The organism is Bhargavaea sp. GQ12, assembly GCF_059758705.1.
In genome coordinates, this window is the sequence record NZ_JCAXEU010000007.1 from 121,768 (window position 1) to 136,018 (window position 14,251).

Below are 14,251 nucleotides of genomic sequence, written 5' to 3' on the forward strand. Positions count from 1 at the left end.
TCTCGCCGATACGTTGTGCCTCCGATATAATGGACACAGATAAAGGGGAGATGTTCATGTGCCTAGTTTTATTTAATCAAGGCGAGCACCCGGTCTATCCGTTGATCGTAGCGGCGAACCGGGACGAGTTCTACGATCGGCCGGCAGCCCCGGCCCATGTATGGGAACAACCCAAAGGCCTGGTGGCCGGCAAGGACCTGACCGGAGGAGGAACTTGGCTGGGACTGACACATTCCGGCCGTTTTGCCGCTTTGACTAATGTCAGGAGGCCGGATGTTCCCCCTCCCCCTGATGCACGTTCCAGAGGCGGTATCGTCACGGACCTCCTGGATGATTCGATCTCAATGGAAGAAACTCTAAAACAGCTCTCCAGCCGGCAGGACCGATATGACCTCTACAATGTCATAGCAGGGACGCCTGGCGGTCTAATGTATCAGACGAACCAATCACCAGGAAGTTTCAGGGAGATTTCATCTGGTACTCATGGGCTCAGCAACGCCATGCTGGATACGCCATGGCCAAAGGTTCAAAAAGGGATCGAAGAGCTGTCCCGACTAGCAGATGATGTCTGCCCGATCGATCCGGATGTGCTCTTTGAAATCCTGAGTGAAGCGGAACCCTTCCCGGATAACCGACTTCCGGACACAGGAGTCGGACCGGATCTCGAGCGTTCCCTTTCACCGCTGTTTATCCGAATGACCGGGTATGGGACACGCTGTCAGACGGTAATTCTTATTGACCGGGAAGGCCGTGCCACATTCATCGAACGAACTTTTGCGGACGGAATATTCAAGGGCGAAGAACGCTTTACTTTCCAGATTCTCGGGTAAAGCTGATTCAAATACCGAGAAAACCGGCGGGCCAGTTGAAGGCCTGCCGGTTTTCTTACATCATGAATCCGAGAAGAATTGCGATAATGATGCCCGCGAGTGCTATCCACAACGCCGCCCATTGTGGCTTGTCCGTGTCATAAGGATACGGACGGCTATCCGGATAATGCTTCGCCAATACGGATCCCCTCCTGTCTGCCTGTCTTGTACGCCTATTTTTATGATTCCCCTGGCGCACTCAGTCGAAACGGCGTTACAGAAGGTTTTCAGGATTACTGAGCCGTGTAGCCGCCATCCAGGACAACCGCCTGGCCGGTCATCCCTTTGGCGTCTTCACTTGCGATGTATTTTGCCAATGAAACGATTTCGCCGATTTCGATTAAGCGTTTCTGAGGGATCAAAGGATAAAGCACTTCTCCTAATACTTCTTCCACCGAAACGCCCCTTGTCTTCGCCAGATCTCCCATCTGGTTTCTGACCAGTTCCGTATCTATGTAACCCGGGCAGATCGCATTGACTGTGATTCCGTCCTCAGCTGTTTCCAGGGCGGCAACCTTTGTCAGTCCGATTGCTCCATGCTTGGCGGAATTGTAGGCTGCTTTGCCGGCAAATCCGATCAGACCGTTGATGGACGCCATGTTGATGATGCGGCCCCATCCTTGTTTCCTCATATGCGGAAGTACGTGCTTGGTTGCCATGAACGGGCCTGTCAGCATAATGTCGACCAGCAGACGGAACTTTTCCGTCGGGAACTCTTCCAGATCCTCAACATGCTGCATGCCGGCATTATTGATCAGGATATCGATGCTGCCAAACCGTTCCACCGCGAAGTCTATCGTCCGGATAATATCCTCTTCGTTGGTAACGTCACACGTGATGCCTTCAGCCTCCCCGCTAAGCGTTGCCGCGGCAGCCTTGACGCCTTCTTCGTTCATGTCAGAGAGGACCACTTTGGCACCTGCTTCGGAAAAACCCTTTGCGATCTCATATCCGATTCCCCGTGCAGCTCCCGTGATCAGCAATACCTTGCCTTCCATTTCATTTTCCCCCTTATCTGATGACTGACTTTATAAATTGATCAAACCGTTCCCGGTCGTCCAGCCGCCTGTTACAGGCCATGCTGTCCGTGCAGATATAGTTGCCACGCTTTGTGTACGTCTCGCCTCCCGCATGGCGGGTTTCTGTCAGAAACAGCCCCGTCTCGTCGATGCCGTTGCAGATTGAACAGACCCCTTTTTTGCCGGATGGACGGAACTGCCCATATAAGCCCGTAAGTCCGTCTCCTTCTTCGAACACGAAATACTTCCTGTTCGTGCCGGGGTCGTTCCAACCGAGATAGGTCAGCTCCTTGCGCACGGCTTCTGCAAATTTAGGCATGCGAAGATTTTTCACCTTCGGAAAAAGCTTTTTGATATCCTTGTCCGTCACTTCTACCATCGGCCTGACATATAATAGCAGCCGTTCCCGGAACTCGTCATAGTCTTCCTTGTTTCTGACGCTGTCCATCAAACGTATTGTGCGCTTTAATTCATCCGAAACGGCTCCTGTCAGCCCCTCGGAGCGCTCGATCGCCATCAGGACAACTGCTGCAAGTACATCCTCATCTGCCGAATTGGTGTGACCGTTCATCACATTCCTTGCCTGGCGGAGGATGAAATGGTATTGAGAGCTTGTCAAAGATTGCATGGCCGGCACCCCTTTCTATATGAAAAGTGTACACATTATCAAGAGCTTTGTCCGGTCAGATGGCTGTCCAGCCACCATCAACTTTAATCGTGTCTCCTGTCACAAATGAGGACATTCCCGAAGCGAGGAAAAGCACCGCACCGTTGACATCTTCAGGTTTTGACGGGTGGCCGAACAGGATCCGCTTCCGGATTTCTTCCATAAAAGCAGGATCTTCCATCATGCCGCTCGTCATCTCTGTTTCAACGAACGTCGGTGCGACCGCATTGACATTGATTCGGTGTGAAGCCCATTCGATCGCAAGTGCTTTTGTAAGCTGGACAAGCCCGCCTTTGCTCGAGCAATACGCAGCGCGGTTGTAGTAACCGACAAACGCCATCTGTGAGGCGATATTGATGATCTTCCCGCCGCCCTGCCGCTTCATGTGGCTGCCTGCCGCCTGACACATGAAGAATGCAGACTTCAGATTCAGATCAAGCACCGTATCCCAATCCTTCTCGGTCACTTCAAAGGCAGGTTTTGCAATGTTGATCCCTGCGTTGTTTACCAGCACATCGATGGAGCCATACCGTTCGGCCGTCATATCGGCCACCCGCCGCGTCTCCTGGATATCAGACAGATCAGCCTGGATAGCACTGCTTTCAGGACTTTTCCCAACCAGTTCGAGGCGTGTCTGTTCCAAAGCTTCGAGATTCCGTCCGACAATCGTGACTTTCGCGCCAAGATCGGCAAATGCCAGGGCAATCGATTTTCCGATTCCTTTACTGCCGCCGGTCACGAGGACTGACTTACCTTCCAAATCACCAAAATGATTGTTCAACTCCCTCATCCTTTCCGTTCATCATCTTTTAGGAAGCGGATCAGCATGTTTTCGCGCTCTTCAGCGATTTCTCCACTGCGATTGCCGCTCCAATCGTAGAAGCCTTCACCGGACTTTACGCCGAGCTTCCCCGATCCGGCAAGAGAATCCAATGTTTTTCCGGAAGCCTTCAACGTACTCAAGTCGCTGAACAGGTAATCCGAGATGGACTTGAATACATCCAGCCCGCCGAAATCTGCGGACATGAGCGGTCCGGTTACCGGAAGACGCCTGCCGATGCTGTATGTTACGGCAGCGTCAATGTCTTCCTTATCAGCTACGCCTGCGTCAAGCAAAGCCTGCGCTTCCCTGAACAGGGCATATTGTAGACGATTCCCGATGAACCCCTGTATCTCCTGCTTCACGACAATCGGTTTCTTCTGCATGGCATACATCAGTTCCATGGCACGCTCTATTGTGGCATCGGATGTTTGCTTACCGCCCACCACTTCCACCAAAGGAACAAGATGAGCCGGATTCCAGAAGTGGGTCACGACAAACCGCCCAGGATGGAGCAGGCCGGCAGCCAGGTCAGACGGCTGTAGACCGGATGTATTGCTCGCAAGGATCGTTTCCTGCCCGATCAGTTCTTCCAGGCGGCTGTAGAACTGTTGTTTCAGCTCCAGGTTTTCAGGAATGGCTTCGATGACAAATGTCGCTCCGTCCACCACTGTTTCCAATTGATCTGAAATGGTAATCTTTTTCCTGATGGCTGCGGCTTCATCCAGACTGAACAGACCATTATCAGCCATGGTGCGCAGCTTCTGCACGATGCCCTGCTCCGCTCTCCGGATGTCTTCTTCGTTAGTTGCATACATTCTCACGTCCATATCGCGCCATGCCGCATTCAGCGCAATGGAGTGTCCCATCGTCCCGCTGCCGATAATCGATAATGTTTCCATAATTTCATCTACCTCCCAATAATAAATCCCGGCAGCATCGGATGCTGCCGGGATCAGTCAAATCAGATACCCAGTCCAAGAGAGAACAGGACAATGGCGAGAATCGAGCCGAGGATCGGCACGATGACCGTCATGGCACCCATTGCCGGATAAGCATCCTTGTGGGTTTCTCCCGCAATCGAACGGATCGTCGTAACGGTGTAGCCGCCGTGAGGCAGCGAGTCAAGCGACCCGGAGGAAAGCGCGACCGTACGGTGAAGGGCTTCAGCGTTGACACCCATGTCCAGATAGTGTGGCCCGAGCAGCGGCAGTGCAATAGCCTGCCCGCCCGATGAAGACCCGGTCAGGCCGGCGATAACGCCAACTGCAACTGCGCCGCCAATCAGAGGGCTGCCCGGAATGCTGGTGATGCCGTCAACAACCGTGGCAAAGGCAGGAGTCGTTTTGACCACCCCGCCAAACCCGACGACGGCTGCCGTGTTGGCTATCGCCACAATGGCACCGATCGTCCCTTCGGAAACGGCATTCCCGAAATTCCTGAAATACTTTCGGTTCAGAACATATGTGGCGATGACACCGCCTGACAGTGCAAGAATCAGTGCGGATGTTCCGAGTGAATCGTGGAACCCGAAGGACACAAAAAGAACGACGAGCAGCGGAATCGTACTGAGGAGCGGGTGAGGAAGCTCTTCTCGCTCCTCACGGTGGTCCGATTCCCTTGCGATGAAATGCTCACCATTGGAAACGGCCTTTCGGATCATCTTGCGGAGCCACCAATAACCGAAGACCATCATGAAGACAGCGACAATCAGGCTGACTTCCCATCCGGCGAGCGGCGTAGTTCCCAGGGGCTCGACCGGAATCCAGTTCTGGATTTCAGGAGAACCCGCAGATGTCATTGTGAACGTTGTGGATCCGAAAGCAAGTGCCGCCGGTATGAAGCGTCTTGGCAGGTCGGCTTCTTTGAACAGGCTGACCGCCATCGGATATACAGAGAAAGCGACGACGAAGAGGCTGACCCCTCCGTACGTAAGGACCGCACAGGCTGCGACGACCGCAAGAACGGCCTGTCTCATTCCAAGCTTATCAACAATCCATTTGGATACCGCATCGGCGGCACCGCTGTCTTCCATCACTTTACCAAAGATGGCGCCTGCCAGGAACATCAGGTACCAGGACATGATGAATCCTGAGAATCCTTCCATATACCCTGTCAGGAAGTTGGCCGCCCCTTCCTCCGCAAGCTGCGGGAAAAGAGGCAGACCGTTCATCAATGCAACAAACAATGCCGCTAGCGGCGCGACGATCAAAAGGTTCATTCCGCGCATCGTCAACCAGATGAGCAGAACCAGGCCCCCGATCATACCTATCATTCCGAGCATGAACAAATCCCCCTAATTATGTACTCCGGCCGCCGGGTCTGAAGATCCGGGGCCGGAAAAAATGTGTTATTAGTTTTTCTTCTGGTCGCCATATCTGCGGACCCTGAGCAATGCCTGCTCGGCATGTCCGGCAAAGTTTTCAAGCTGGCAGAGACGCGCTGCGTATTCACCGATATAGGCGCTCGCTTCAGGCTTTACTTTCTGATAAGTGACCGTCTTGATGAACTTGCCGACCCACAGACCGCCGGTGTAGCGCGCTGCGCCTTTAGTTGGGAGGGTATGGTTGGTTCCGATCACCTTGTCGCCATAAGCTACGTTGGTTTCAGGACCGAGGAACAGGCAGCCGTAGTTGGTCATGTTCTCAAGGAAGTAATCAGGATTCTCAGTGAGGATTTCAACGTGCTCGTAAGCCATCTCATCCGCCACTTCCCGTGCCTCTTCGATCGAATCAACGACAATCACCTGGCCATAATCGTCCCAGGAAACACGTGCCACATCAGCTGTCGGCAATACTTCCAGCTGGCGCTCGATCTCTTCCAATGTCTCATATGCAAGCTTCTCGCTTGTCGTCACGAGTGCACCAGGAGAAGTCGGACCGTGCTCCCCCTGTCCCAGAAGGTCGGTCGCAATGATTTCCGCATCCGACGTTTCATCAGCAACGACCAGTGTTTCAGTCGGGCCGGCAAACAGGTCGATGCCGACACGGCCATACAGTTGACGTTTTGCTTCAGCGACGAACGCATTGCCCGGTCCTACGATCATATCGACCGATTCGATTGTTTCAGTTCCGATTGCCATTGCGCCCATAGCCTGGATGCCGCCGAGAAGATAGATCTCGTCCGCGCCTGCAAGGTGCATCGCTGCGACTGTCGCTTCAGGAATTTCTCCGTTGATCGGAGGTGTGCACGCGATCACTCGCTTAACACCTGCCACCTTGGCAGTTAAAACGCTCATATGTGCAGAAGCGACCATCGGGTACCGGCCACCCGGGATATAACATCCGACACTGTTCATCGGAATGTTTTTGTGGCCGAGGATGACGCCCGGAATATTCTCGACTTCCACATCGCTCAGCGAAGCCAGCTGTGCTTCAGCAAATTCACGGATATTCTTTTGTGCAAACTTGATGTCTTCGATGACTTGTTCCGGCACGCGGCCGACAATTTCAGAAATCTGCTCTTCGCTCAAGCGGAACAATTCCGGCTCCCATTTATCGAAGCGCGCCGACATTTCGCGCACTGCCGCATCGCCTTTTTCTTCAATATCGGAAAGTGCCGCAGCTACCGTTTCTGATACCTTCGCGTCACTTTGTTTAACTTCTTCAGAGGATTTTCCTTGCTTGATGAATTTCATAATGGTTGGACCCCTTTCAATATCCAGGATTTTGAATACGTATGCAACATTGTGTGAATACGTATGCAAAAACGCTTACAAAAAGTACATTACTTAAAATTATCGCAACAGTCAAGACTATTTTTCAAGTTGTTCCGCGGAGTTTCATTTCACCGGGAAGATAGTGGACATTTCCATCAGCATTCCGGCTCCGCTCAGGATAAAGAAGAAGCTGGATGGCCAGTGTCACCATACGGTCCACCGGCTGCACAAAAGTAGAAAGGTTGTACGCGGGCCATGAAGACATCTCGATATCATCGAAACCCATCAGTTTGACCTGTTCAGGTACACGGATCCCCCGCTCACGGAATGCATCAAAAATCCCGTAAGCCATAATGTCATTGGCAGCAAAAACCGCATCTGTGATCCGATTAGTTTCGATCATTTTTAAAGCTGCCCGGTAACCGCTGGCATGCGTGAAATCTCCCGTCATGACATTGCATGTGAATCCCTTGTCATTGAGTTCTCCGGTAAATCCCCTCATGCGCTCAATATGTGTGGAAGCCCCTTCTCTCCCTCCCACGTATGTAAAGGACTCGCATCCCCGATCAATCAGCAGGCGGGCGATTTCCCTGGCGGCCGATTCATTCTCACAGCTGACCGAATGAAGACCAGCAGCCGGAACCACCCGGTTAAATAGCACCGCAGGAATCCGGAAACGCCGTAGCATCTCGGCGGTCTGGAAAGACGCGGTAGCATCCATAATGACGACGCCGGCAACGTGATATGAAAGCAGCGCATCTATATCCTGCATCTGCAATTCAACATCATCGGTATCGATCAAAAGTACGCTATAACCAAGTTTTTTCAGTTCGGAAGTAAACTTTTTCACTGCATGCGGATAAAAAGGATTGGAAACGCTCTTCATGACAAGACCGATCAAACTCGATTTTCTCGTGATCAGGCTTCGGGCATACTCATTTGGCCGATAGCCGAGCTGTTCGGCGGCTTTCAGGACTTTTTCTCGGGTTTTCTCAGATACACTCGCTCCCTTTGTAAAGACACGGGAAACCGAGGATTGTGAAACCCCCGCCAATTTCGCGACCTCGTGTGCAGTAATTTGGTTTTCCACCGTATTCACCTCCTCTTATTTCCGGATTATACATTGAAGGGGAAAAGAAGAAAAGTTGTGCTCAACAGCTTTAAAGCAGAGTGGCGGTCTTAAACAATCAGTAAAATGCCGCCACCCCGAATGAGAAGTGACGGCATGTTGCAGATTATGGACTTTTCTAACTCAGCGGATGGACTGTTCGAAGTACGCTTCTTTTGGCACTGAAGATTCTTTACGTTTTTTATCTTTAGGATTCTGGTTATCGAAGCGGGCTCTGTCATATACGGCAGCTGCCACGATTTCAGCTACATCCAGAAGCTTCTCCTTGCTGATCTTGTCAAGAGTATCCTCAGGGGTATGATACCAAGGCTCCAGCGGGCTGTGGATAAAGAGAGCTGCAGGGATGCCTGCCTGGTGGAAAGGCACATGGTCACTTGAACCGCTTCTTCCGCGTGTTGTTGGCTCCCCGTTCAGCTTTGTGCTCGCCTTCTGGGTCAGCTCCGTCACAAGGTTCGGTTCACCGTCTACGGACGCGACAATCAGATCGCCCGCATCGCGGCTTCCGACCATATCCAGGTTAAAGTTTGCGATGATGCGGTCCTTTTCTGTTTCAGACAGTTCGCTGACATAATGGTGAGATCCGATCAGGCCCAGTTCTTCTGCTCCGAAAGAAGCAAAACGAATTTCAGTGTCTGACGGCAGATTCTTCATTGCACGTGCAAGTTCCAGTGTCACTGCAGTACCGGAAGCATTGTCATTTGCACCAGGTGCTCCCGGAACAGAGTCCATATGGGATCCGATTACGATTACTTCACCGGTGTCTTTCTTTTTGTTAGTCGGATGCTTTGTCGCAATCACGTTGTGGGAAGTGTGCTCTCCTGTTTCAGCCCCTTCCACCAAGATCCGTGCCTCTGCATCCGGATTTCCGCTCATATGCTGGAGGAGGGACTGTCCCTGTTCCTGAGAAAGCGAGACGGCCGGAATGAAACGGTCATCGTGGCCGCCAAGGGTTCCGTTCAATGCGCCGGGGCTGTTATTGTAGATGACTACTCCGGCGGCACCGGCTTCAGCCGCATTTACAATTTTCTCAGCAAAGCTGAACTCGCCTCGTTGGATAACGGCAATCTTTCCTTCCGCATCGATTCCTTCAAAATCCGCCGGTGAGCCGATTCCCGCATCGACAAGACTGGCTGTCACATCACCAGAAATGCCATAAGTGAAATTACCCGGGTTCAGCTCACCTTCATGACCAGGTACAGCGAGTTCAATTCGGGTCGGTTCCGTATAGCCGACATAAGTGAATGGCTGAACTTCGACATCATAACCGTAAGACTCGAACTCATCACGGAGGTAATCAACAGCCCGGTTCTCCACATCTGTACCGGCCACCCGAGGAGCTTCCGAAAGCGTGGCAATGTGGTTGTAGATCCGGTCCACATCGATTTTACGTATCGCTTTCTGGTCAAACTGATCAAGCGCTTCCTGGTATCCCGATTCGATCGGCTGTGCAATGACGGCTGTCGGTGCTGCGACGCCTGCTGCCAGCATGGCAGCCAGTGTGAGTGCAATTGCCTTGTTTTTCATGTACTTCCTCCTCACTTAAAGTATTCAGACATATTAATCATAGCAAGCGCCAACACGATTGGAATCCGGAGAAAGTTATGGTTCATTTGTCTTGAATTCCAGCCTTTAAAGCCAAGGTTGTTGGGCAGTAAAGCCCGGTTATCGATAAAGAGTTCCCTTTCAGAAAAAATCATTTAAAAAGGGTTGCGCACGTTTTTCTCGAATGATATAATTTCATTTGTCATCAAAACATGGAGATGTACCCAAGAGGCTGAAGGGGACTGACTCGAAATCAGTTAGGGCGTTCACGCGCCGCGGGGGTTCAAATCCTCTCATCTCCGCTACCGGCACCGGTTTTCCGTTTGGAAATCCGGTGCTTTTTTGTATAGTCTGATACGGATTCCACACCCTATACCGATCATGATTTTTAGGAGTGGAATCGCTTGGACGAATACCTGGTGACCATTTTGCGCTCACTGTTCGCTTTTTTTGCCCTTCTTCTCCTTACTAGGATCATGGGCAAAAAACAGATGAGCCAGCTGACTTATTTTAATTACATCGCAGGAATTACGATCGGTTCGATTACGGCCGACCTGGCTGTCAGACCTGCAGGCAATGATACAATTCATGACCTGATTGCCCTGATTGTCTGGTGCGCTGCAGTTATCCTCCTGGGGTTTGCCGGTTTGAAGTCCAAGAAAACCCGGGTACTGACCGACGGCGAACCTTCCATCCTTATTCGCAAGGGAATCGTACAGGAAGAAATTCTTGCTCAGCTCAGGTTGAACTTGGATGATCTCTCAATGTTGCTGCGAAGAGAGCACGCTTTTTCGATATCCGGAGTGGAATATGCCATTCTTGAGCCAAACGGCCAATTGAGTGTCATGATGAGATCCGGACATGCTCCCGTCACAAAAGACGATTTGCAGGTTCCCCAGAAACCACACAGAAATCTGCCGACCACTGTCGTTATGGACGGTCAACTGGCCAGTCACGAAATGAACGAACTCGGTTTATCGCCGGATTGGCTGATCAGTGAGCTGAGAAAGCAGAACATCACATCTGTTTCGGATGTGTTCTACGCGGAATACTTACCTGACGGGACATTGGCCGTACAAAGGAAAAAGGGGCGCTGATTGCGCCCCTTTAGTATGTGCTATTAGGATTGTTTGCCTTCCGTCCTTTTCTTCCCTTCATCCGTATAGGCAAACGAACGAGTCATTTTCTTGATATCTGATGCTTTCCGGAACCGCAATGCGGACCAATCGTCGTCAATCGCAACCTGCCGGACCGGCTCATAGCCAAAATCGGAGGGAATCTGTGAGACCGTTTCCCTGCTGCAGTCTGACTGATATGCTTTTGAGGACTTTTTAGGATAGTAAAGCCAATATCTTCCCGAATCTCCCGGTTGTTTGCGCCGAAAATCTGGATATAGCTATATACACTTTCTATTGGCTGCTGATCGACACGGGATGCAAAACGCCTCCACCACTTGGTGATACGAATCAGGAGCACCGAGAATGAGAACTGGATTCACTCAATGAGTTCCTGCTTCCAGGCTCAGACGTGCTGAAGCTCACTTTTCGTTTTTGCCGGTTCTTTCATGCCGCCCTCACCTCTGCCTCCGCCTTCTATCTTGGCAATTGTGAGTCCTGTATAGGCATAAATGATTGAAATGACCGGACAGAGCAGATTCAACAGGGCGTACGGACCGTATTCAAGCACCCCGACGCCAAGTGTGCCAAAGATGAACACCCCGCATGTGTTCCACGGGATGAAGACTGATGTGAGCGTGCCGCCGTCTTCCAGAGCGCGAGATAGGTTCTTGGAGGCAAGCCCCATCTTCCTATAAGTTCCCGCAAACATCCTGGACGGAACAACGATCGATATGTACTGTTCCGCACAAGAGGCATTCGTGAGGAACGCTGCCCCGATTGTTGAAGCGATCAGCGATCCCGTGCTCCGGAGCAGCTTCAAAAGCTGATTCATGATGGCTTTGAGCATTCCGGAATACTCAAGAATTCCGCCGAACGTCATAGCAACGATGGTCATGCTGACGGTGTACATCATCGAATCCAATCCTCCGCCATTGAACAGAGCGTCCACCAGGGCGTTGCCTGTCTCAATGGCATAGCCCTCCTGCAATGCCGTGAGAGCTGCCGTGGCATCATCCCCCTGAATGTATACCTGAGAGAGAAAGCCAAGCACAGCCCCGATGACAAGAGCGGGAACAGCAGGGACCTTGAGCGCCACCATACCGATGACAATAAGCGGTACGAGGAGTAGCCATGGAGAAATCAGAAAACTCTCCTGCATAACGGAAGCGGTCTGTGCAATTTGTTCAGTGTCAATCGCTCCGCTCACATTTGAACCGAGAAACGCATAGATTCCGAGTGCAATGATGAGGGCCGGGATCGTTGTCCACAGCATGTGCTTGATATGGTCGAACAAATCGGTATCCGTCAGTCCTGAAGCAAGGTTGGTCGTGTCCGATAGCGGCGACAGCTTGTCGCCAAAGTAAGCGCCGGAAATAACCGCACCTGCGACCATACCCGGTGAAATCCCCATCGCCATCCCGATGCCCATGCCTGCGACACCGATTGTTCCCATCGTCGACCAGGAGCTGCCGATTGCCAGTGAGACAATCGAACAAATCAGACAGATCGCGACAAGGAAATACGTTGGGCTAAGCAGTTTAAGACCATAGAAGATCATTGTAGCGACGATTCCCCCGCCCATCCACGAACCGATGATGAGTCCCACGAGAATAATGATGACCACTGCCGGCAGTGCCAGCCGGATCCCCTTATACATCATTTCCTCTACTTCTTTCCAGGAAAATCCTGTCTTTATCGCTACTAGTGCGGCTGTCACTGTGCCTACAATCAGCGGGATGTGTGGTCCCTGTTTGAGTTCGACAACCGTGTAAAGCATGATTCCGATCATGACTACCAGAGGCACGATTGCCCAGAAAAAGCTAAACTCCAGCTGCTTGCTGTTGTCTTCATGATGTTGGTCTGCTTTTCTCAACTGAATTCAGCCCCCTTATGAGAATGAAATGTAAGCGCTATATCGATCATAATCGAAACATTTTTTCTGGTAAATGCAAAATTACTCGTGAGATGTCAGGAAATTTTGCATCTTTCCATTTAGTAATATCAAGAATTCGTTTATCTTGATGCCTCAAATCAAATCGATCTTTCCGGTTCACATGTAAGACTGCACAAAAAAATTTGCCCTTTTGCATTGGCAGCTGAATCGTGTATAATGGAAAACGTCGCAAGCACATGTCCTGGTAGCTCAGCAGGATAGAGCAACAGCCTCCTAAGCTGTAGGTCGGGAGTTCGAATCTCCCCTGGGACGCTATCTTAAAAAGCCCGTCGTAGTCTGCGTTATTAACGCTGACTATGACCGGGCTTTTCTTGTTTTACGTAAGCTGTAGGACATCCAAAGGGGAAGCCGTCGAACTAAATCGGAGGTGGAACCCATGTCAAAACGTAAATTTATCGGAGAAAGACGGATAGGTAAACCAACAGACTCGGCTCAAGTCCGACAGTCCTTTGATGACCAACTACCGCTAAATAAAGCGCTCGAGATCTTCGTACACGCGAAAGAGGCTCAAGGTTTACGGCAACGGACATTAGAAGAATACAGAAAACACATCGAGTACCTTTCGGAATATCTTCGTGACAGGCACGGCTTAGTCAGCCCCCTGGTAAGCGATTTAAACCCAGAGATTATTCGCGGGTACATCTTGTATCTACGGAGTGAAGTCACGCGCTACAAAGGCGTAGAGGGCCGTGAGAACGGCAGTGTTGAAACCGATAAACTAAAAGTGACCAATTTCGAAAAATAGAATAGAGCCACTTTCCAACCAGAAAAACTCCTTCTGTATACTGGGAACAGTATTCGGAAGGCAGGGATTGGAAGTGAAGAAAATGGAACTGTATTACAAGATGAAAGACTTAGAGGGAAAGGGATTTTCACAGAGACAGATTTCTAAAAAGCTGGGAGTCGGAAGGAATACGGTTAGTTCATACTTGGGCATGTCTTCAAAGCAGTTCATCGAGTATATCCACACTCTCGAGACGCGGCCAAAGAAGCTGGATCCCTATCGGGAGCACATTCTCGGATGGCTTCGGGAACATCCAGACCTTACCGGCGCCCAGGTCCACGATTGGCTGATTGAGCGGATGGAGCTGAAAGACGTTACCCAGGCAACGGTCCGGAGCTACGTGAAGGATATAAGGGAGCGTTATGGGATTCCGAAGGTGAAGAACCAGCGGGTCTACGCCGCGGTGCCAGAGTTTCGGCCGGGCCATCAGGCCCAAGTGGATTTCGGACAGTTGAAGGTGCTTACGGTGGACGGAAAGGAAAGAAAGCTGTATTGCATTGTCTTCATCCTTTCCCACTCCCGCTTTAAATACGCGGAGTGGTTGGACCGGCCTTTCAGGACAGGCGACATGATTCGGGCCCACGAGAATGCTTTCCACTACTTTGGGGGAATGCCGGAAGAAATGGTCTACGACCAGGATGCCATCCTCGCGGTCAGTGAGAATGCGGGCGACCTGATCCTGACATCGGAA

At 51.2% G+C, this 14,251-nt stretch carries 14 protein-coding genes and 2 tRNA genes; 6 read left to right on the top strand and 10 right to left on the bottom strand.

The window, feature by feature from the left end:
- Window positions 1-56 precede the first annotated feature (56 nt).
- Window positions 57-830: an NRDE family protein gene (locus tag AC6CHQ_RS08765; protein WP_251240392.1), complete on the top strand. Its 774-nt coding sequence runs from the start codon at window positions 57-59 to the stop codon at window positions 828-830.
- Window positions 831-885: 55 nt separating this feature from the next.
- On the opposite strand, the gene AC6CHQ_RS08770 is transcribed toward AC6CHQ_RS08765, so the two are convergent.
- From AC6CHQ_RS08770 to AC6CHQ_RS08810, 9 genes are all read right to left on the bottom strand, one after another.
- Window positions 886-1,008, bottom strand: coding sequence for a hypothetical protein (locus AC6CHQ_RS08770; RefSeq protein ID WP_285859134.1), 123 nt, complete (start codon window positions 1,006-1,008; stop codon window positions 886-888).
- A gap of 94 nt (window positions 1,009-1,102) precedes the next feature.
- Window positions 1,103-1,867: a 3-hydroxybutyrate dehydrogenase gene (locus tag AC6CHQ_RS08775; RefSeq protein WP_251240393.1), complete on the bottom strand. Its 765-nt coding sequence runs from the start codon at window positions 1,865-1,867 to the stop codon at window positions 1,103-1,105.
- Window positions 1,868-1,880: 13 nt separating this feature from the next.
- On the bottom strand, window positions 1,881-2,516 hold the full coding sequence (locus tag AC6CHQ_RS08780; protein ID WP_251240394.1) for a FusB/FusC family EF-G-binding protein: 636 nt from the start codon (window positions 2,514-2,516) through the stop codon (window positions 1,881-1,883).
- A 55-nt stretch (window positions 2,517-2,571) separates the two neighbouring features.
- Window positions 2,572-3,336: an SDR family NAD(P)-dependent oxidoreductase gene (locus AC6CHQ_RS08785; protein ID WP_432803574.1), complete on the bottom strand. Its 765-nt coding sequence runs from the start codon at window positions 3,334-3,336 to the stop codon at window positions 2,572-2,574.
- Window positions 3,337-3,341: 5 nt separating this feature from the next.
- Window positions 3,342-4,277 (bottom strand): 3-hydroxyacyl-CoA dehydrogenase family protein, encoded by a 936-nt coding sequence (locus AC6CHQ_RS08790; protein ID WP_251240396.1) that lies wholly within the window; start codon window positions 4,275-4,277, stop codon window positions 3,342-3,344.
- 62 nt (window positions 4,278-4,339) lie between these two features.
- Window positions 4,340-5,659: a GntP family permease gene (locus AC6CHQ_RS08795; RefSeq protein WP_251240397.1), complete on the bottom strand. Its 1,320-nt coding sequence runs from the start codon at window positions 5,657-5,659 to the stop codon at window positions 4,340-4,342.
- 69 nt (window positions 5,660-5,728) lie between these two features.
- Complete coding sequence (gene hisD, locus AC6CHQ_RS08800; protein ID WP_498081361.1) at window positions 5,729-7,015, bottom strand: histidinol dehydrogenase; 1,287 nt, start codon at window positions 7,013-7,015, stop codon at window positions 5,729-5,731.
- Between the two features lie 121 nt (window positions 7,016-7,136).
- On the bottom strand, window positions 7,137-8,123 hold the full coding sequence (locus tag AC6CHQ_RS08805; protein ID WP_498081356.1) for a LacI family DNA-binding transcriptional regulator: 987 nt from the start codon (window positions 8,121-8,123) through the stop codon (window positions 7,137-7,139).
- Between the two features lie 162 nt (window positions 8,124-8,285).
- Entirely contained in the window at window positions 8,286-9,686 is a 1,401-nt protein-coding gene (locus AC6CHQ_RS08810) for a M20/M25/M40 family metallo-hydrolase (protein ID WP_251240399.1), read from the bottom strand.
- Window positions 9,687-9,918: 232 nt separating this feature from the next.
- Here AC6CHQ_RS08810 and AC6CHQ_RS08815 point away from each other — a divergent pair.
- Together AC6CHQ_RS08815 and AC6CHQ_RS08820 are read left to right on the top strand one after the other, a co-directional pair.
- A tRNA-Ser gene (locus AC6CHQ_RS08815) sits at window positions 9,919-10,006 on the top strand.
- A 102-nt stretch (window positions 10,007-10,108) separates the two neighbouring features.
- A complete protein-coding gene (locus AC6CHQ_RS08820) occupies window positions 10,109-10,801 on the top strand; it encodes a DUF421 domain-containing protein (RefSeq protein ID WP_498081357.1) in 693 nt (230 codons plus the stop codon).
- Between the two features lie 424 nt (window positions 10,802-11,225).
- On the opposite strand, the gene nhaC is transcribed toward AC6CHQ_RS08820, so the two are convergent.
- A complete protein-coding gene (nhaC, locus tag AC6CHQ_RS08825) occupies window positions 11,226-12,611 on the bottom strand; it encodes a Na+/H+ antiporter NhaC (protein ID WP_498081362.1) in 1,386 nt (461 codons plus the stop codon).
- Between the two features lie 343 nt (window positions 12,612-12,954).
- On the opposite strand from nhaC, the gene AC6CHQ_RS08830 reads away from it, so the two are divergent.
- The 3 genes from AC6CHQ_RS08830 to AC6CHQ_RS08840 all read left to right on the top strand — a co-directional run.
- Window positions 12,955-13,028 (top strand) — tRNA-Arg (locus tag AC6CHQ_RS08830).
- A 124-nt stretch (window positions 13,029-13,152) separates the two neighbouring features.
- The gene (locus AC6CHQ_RS08835) at window positions 13,153-13,521 is read left to right on the top strand and encodes a hypothetical protein (RefSeq protein WP_498081358.1); all 369 of its coding nucleotides are present in this window, start codon (window positions 13,153-13,155) and stop codon (window positions 13,519-13,521) included.
- A 73-nt stretch (window positions 13,522-13,594) separates the two neighbouring features.
- A partial coding sequence (locus tag AC6CHQ_RS08840) for a transposase (protein ID WP_498081363.1) occupies window positions 13,595-14,251 on the top strand: 657 nt, incomplete at its 3' end.

Bases quoted from the DNA above. Each gene is read 5' to 3' on its own strand.
- AC6CHQ_RS08810 (WP_251240399.1), bottom strand. From the start codon at position 9,686: ATGAAAAACAAGGCAATTGCACTCACACTGGCTGCCATGCTGGCAGCA.
- AC6CHQ_RS08775 (WP_251240393.1), bottom strand. From the start codon at position 1,867: ATGGAAGGCAAGGTATTGCTGATCACGGGAGCTGCACGGGGAATCGGA.
- AC6CHQ_RS08765 (WP_251240392.1), top strand. From the start codon at position 57: ATGTGCCTAGTTTTATTTAATCAAGGCGAGCACCCGGTCTATCCGTTG.
- nhaC (WP_498081362.1), bottom strand. From the start codon at position 12,611: ATGATCGGAATCATGCTTTACACGGTTGTCGAACTCAAACAGGGACCA.
- AC6CHQ_RS08835 (WP_498081358.1), top strand. From the start codon at position 13,153: ATGTCAAAACGTAAATTTATCGGAGAAAGACGGATAGGTAAACCAACA.
- AC6CHQ_RS08790 (WP_251240396.1), bottom strand. From the start codon at position 4,277: ATGGAAACATTATCGATTATCGGCAGCGGGACGATGGGACACTCCATT.
- AC6CHQ_RS08795 (WP_251240397.1), bottom strand. From the start codon at position 5,659: ATGCTCGGAATGATAGGTATGATCGGGGGCCTGGTTCTGCTCATCTGG.
- AC6CHQ_RS08780 (WP_251240394.1), bottom strand. From the start codon at position 2,516: ATGCAATCTTTGACAAGCTCTCAATACCATTTCATCCTCCGCCAGGCA.